At 73.4% G+C, this 3,544-nt stretch carries 4 protein-coding genes and 1 pseudogene; 4 read left to right on the top strand and 1 reads right to left on the bottom strand.

The window, feature by feature from the left end; genetic code table 11:
* Positions 1–396 precede the first annotated feature (396 nt).
* The 4 genes and pseudogenes from AB0J52_RS32340 to AB0J52_RS32325 form a co-directional block, all read left to right on the top strand.
* The gene (locus AB0J52_RS32340) at positions 397–1,497 is read left to right on the top strand and encodes an alpha/beta hydrolase (protein WP_500186619.1); all 1,101 of its coding nucleotides are present in this window, start codon (positions 397–399) and stop codon (positions 1,495–1,497) included.
* A 319-nt stretch (positions 1,498–1,816) separates the two neighbouring features.
* Positions 1,817–2,326, top strand: a complete 510-nt coding sequence (locus AB0J52_RS32335; protein WP_500186618.1) for a mycothiol transferase — start codon at positions 1,817–1,819, stop codon at positions 2,324–2,326.
* A complete protein-coding gene (locus tag AB0J52_RS32330) occupies positions 2,323–2,688 on the top strand; it encodes a VOC family protein (RefSeq protein ID WP_500186616.1) in 366 nt (121 codons plus the stop codon). Before AB0J52_RS32335 ends, AB0J52_RS32330 begins: the two co-directional genes overlap by 4 nt.
* Before the next feature lie 123 nt (positions 2,689–2,811).
* Positions 2,812–3,069 (top strand): annotated as a pseudogene (locus tag AB0J52_RS32325) (MmcQ/YjbR family DNA-binding protein); the annotation flags it as partial.
* 218 nt (positions 3,070–3,287) lie between these two features.
* Here AB0J52_RS32325 and AB0J52_RS32320 read toward each other — a convergent pair.
* Positions 3,288–3,542 (bottom strand): YncE family protein, encoded by a 255-nt coding sequence (locus AB0J52_RS32320; protein ID WP_500186620.1) that lies wholly within the window; start codon positions 3,540–3,542, stop codon positions 3,288–3,290.
* Between the last annotated feature and the right edge of the window lie 2 nt (positions 3,543–3,544).

The following is a 3,544-nucleotide window of genomic DNA, read 5'->3' as shown; positions in this document are numbered from 1 at the left end:
CGCGGGGCGACCGGCCGTCCGTCGTTCCTCGTTCGGCGTCCGTCGTCCGTTAAATCTGGACGGCTTCTGAGCACTGCCTGGAAGCCGCCTGTGCACCCGCCGGACGGCGGCTGAACACCGAAAACGCCGTGGCCCCGCCGGTTCGTGAGGCCGCGGCGGGGGCGTCCGGACGGCCCGGAACCGCGTTTCCCAAGGTTAGCGGCAGGTGAAAAGACGGATATCGCGCATCGGACCGGACTTCTTTGGCGTTCTCCTGGCTTATAGTTGATCAGCTGCCCCGGGTATTAACGGACCGATGCCACTGCGCTTGCCGTCGCGTTGCGTCCGCGGGGCGGCGGCTTGAGCGAACCGCGGGCCCTCGGGCGTGGACCCGCGACACGGGGGTTTGCGCGAACGATGGGTCCACACAGCACCGGGACGCTGCTGGCGGCGGTGTTCCTGGCCGTCTCGGCCTTCGCCGGCTGCATGGCCGCCTGGAACCGGATCCCCGGTCCCGGCGCGGTGCGGCTCGCCGGTCGCGCGGTGATGATCGTGCTCTGCCAGGTCACCGCGCTCGCGCTGGCCGGGCTGCTGATCAACAACGCGCGCGGGTTCTACGGCACCTGGGCCGAGGTGTCGGCCGACTTCCTCGGCACCAGCTTCGACGACGGCGGCGGGACGCAGAGCACCGTCGGCGGGGGAGGGCATCACCGCGGCGGCCTGGTCGGCCCCGGCCCCCTCACCCAGAAGCACTTCAAGACCGACCCGGGACGCAAGAGCCTGGAGGCCAGGTTCACCGGCCCCGCCTCGCACGTCAACGGCCGCGTCGTCGTCTACCTCCCGCCGGACTACCGGCGCGACGCCCGGACGTCCTACCCGGTCGTGCAGCTCTTCGGCGGCACCCCCGGCGAGCCCACCACCTGGTTCGGGGACCTCAACGCGGGCAACCTCGCCGACCGCCTGATCCGGGGGCGCAAGGTCAGGCCGTTCATCCTGGTCTCGGCGTCCATCAACGTCGCGGGCGGCAAGCCGAACGAGTGCACCGACATCCCCGGCCAGGTCCCCGTCGCGACCTGGCTCACCCGCGACGTCCGCGACTTCATGTACCAGAACTTCCGCGTCAGGACCGACGCCGCGTCCTGGACCACCATGGGCTACTCCGAGGGCGCCTACTGCGCGGTCAAGTTCGCCCTCCAGCACCCGAACCTGTACCGGACGGGCGTCGGCATCGCCGGGACGTACGAGTCCACGAACACGGTGATCCGGCACAACCCGAGGCTGCTGCGCGAGAACGCCCCGTACGAGCTGCTGAAGCGGGCCCCGGCGGTGCGGCTGCTGCTCGCCACCGGCGGCCGGGACCCCGAGGCCCCGCCCGCCGAGATCGACAGGTTCATGAAGCACGTCCGCCCGCCGACCGAGGTCACCAAGTACACCACCAAGCTCGGCGAGCACGGCACCGTCGTGTGGCGCAACATGCTCCCGTTCGTTTTCGGCTGGCTCAACGGCCAGGTCACCTGACCTGCCGGTCAGAAGGGGCGGCCCTTGTGCCGGGGCCCGGTTTCGGATACTTTCCCGGGTCCGGACCGGCGCCGCCCGCGATGTCGCGGCGCCCGTCCCGCAACCCCGTCACGGCCGCCGCGCACGGCGCCCGTCCCGCCAGCCGGGACGGGACCGTCCGTCGCGCGCGGCCACCCGTCCCGCCTCTCGGGACCACGGGCCCGGTCACCCACCGCTGGGGTGGCCGGGCCCACCCGTTCCGGCCCGCGGTTTCCGCGGCCCCTTCGGGCGTCGCGGGGCGGCGGGAAGGAATGTCGGAGGCGCGGGTTAGAGTCGCGGGATGGACGTCAACGCGCTGCTCGGCGAACTCTACGACCGCATCCCGCCGCTGGTCCGCGAGGCGGTGGAAGGGCTCGAACCGGCCGTGCTGGCGACCGCGCCCGAGCCCGGGGCGAACACGGTCGGCTGGCTGGTGTGGCACCTGACGCGCGTCCAGGACGCCCACCTCGCCGAGATCCTCGGCAAGGACCAGATCTGGACGTCCGGCGACCTCCCGGCCCGGTTCGACCTGCCGTCCGACCCCGGCTTCACCGGCTACGGGCACACCCCCGAGCAGGTCACGCGGGTCCGGCCGACCGCCGAACTGCTCGTGGAGTACTACGACGCCGTCCACGCCCGCACCGGCGACTTCCTCGCCGGCCTCGCCCCGGACGACCTCGACCGGATCGTGGACGAGCGCTGGGACCCGCCTGTCACGCTCGGCGTCCGGCTCGTCAGCGTCGCCGACGACAGCCTCCAGCACGCCGGGCAGGCGGCGTACGTCCGCGGCCTGCTGGAGCGCCGCTCGTGAGCGTGGAACTGCTGGGCCTGCGCACGGTGGTCTACCCGGCCCCCGACCTGGACGCCGCCAAGCGCTGGTGGACCTCCGTGCTCGGCTTCGAACCGTACTTCGACCATCCCTTCTACGTCGGCTTCGAGGTCGGCGGGTACGAGCTCGCCCTCGACCCCGACGGCGACCCGGCGGACGGCCCGATCGTCTACTGGGGCGTCGAGGACGCCGCGGACGCCGAGGCGCGGCTGCTCGCGGCGGGCGCGGAACCGCACACGCCGTGCCGCGAGGTCGGCGGCGGCATCGAGGTCGCGGTCGTGCGCAACCCGACCGGCGACCTGGTCGGCGTGATCCGCAACCCGCACTTCAAGACGACGAGCTGACCCGCCCGACCCGACTCGTGCCAGGCCGGCTGCGGCGCGGGCCAGGCCCCTGCCGGAGGGGGAACCGCCGCGCGCCGCCCGGCGCCGGAGAAGGCCGCCCCCGGTGGAACGGAGACCGAGAAGATGAGCACCCCCATGAAGCCCGGCGACGTCACCGAGCACTGCCTCGGCCTCCCCGACGCCACCGAGGACTTCCCGTTCGGCGACCAGCCCGCGGTCTACCGCGTCGGCGGCAAGATCTTCGCGCTGCTCGCCGAGCACGCCGACCCGCCCAGCGTCAGCCTGAAACTGCCGCCGGACGAGGTCGCCGCGCTCCGCGCCGAGTTCCCGGACACCGTCCTGCCCGGGTACCACCTGAACAAGCGGCACTGGGTCACGGTGCTGCTGGACGGGGGCCTCGACACCGGCATGGTCCGCGAGCTGCTCGAACAGTCCTACGACGTGGTCGTGGCCACCCTCCCGCGCCGCCTGCGCCCCCCCGACCCGCACCTGACCCCGGGTGCGCACCTGACCCCCGGCCCGCATCTGACCCCCAGCCTGTCCCGCCCGCGCCCGGCCGCCTCGCCGGGACGGACGGGGGCGGGGTCACGGGGCCGGAGTCACGGGGCCGGAGCGAAGGCGATGGACTGCGGCGCGGCGTCGATCGGCTTGGTGCCGACGCCGCCCACGATCGTGGCCGTCACCCGGTTCGAGGCCGTGTCGATCACCGTGACGCTGCCGGAGAGCACGTTCCCGACCCACGCCTCCCGGCCGTCCGGGGTGAGCGCGACCGGCGCGGGCAGCCGCCCGGCCCGGACCTGGCCGACGACCTTGCGGGCGGCCCGGTCCAGCACCCCGACCGAGTCGGCGTTCATAC

Origin of the sequence: Spirillospora sp. NPDC049652 (genome assembly GCF_040675125.1) — a bacterium.
GTDB lineage: Bacteria > Actinomycetota > Actinomycetes > Streptosporangiales > Streptosporangiaceae > Spirillospora.
Note: the sequence above shows the minus strand (reverse complement) of the source record. Positions and strands in the feature narration are given on the sequence as shown.

Coding starts and splice junctions, on each gene's coding strand:
- AB0J52_RS32340 (WP_500186619.1), top strand. CDS start 397: ATGGGTCCACACAGCACCGGGACGCTGCTGGCGGCGGTGTTCCTGGCC.
- AB0J52_RS32335 (WP_500186618.1), top strand. CDS start 1,817: ATGGACGTCAACGCGCTGCTCGGCGAACTCTACGACCGCATCCCGCCG.
- AB0J52_RS32320 (WP_500186620.1), bottom strand. CDS start 3,542: ATGAACGCCGACTCGGTCGGGGTGCTGGACCGGGCCGCCCGCAAGGTC.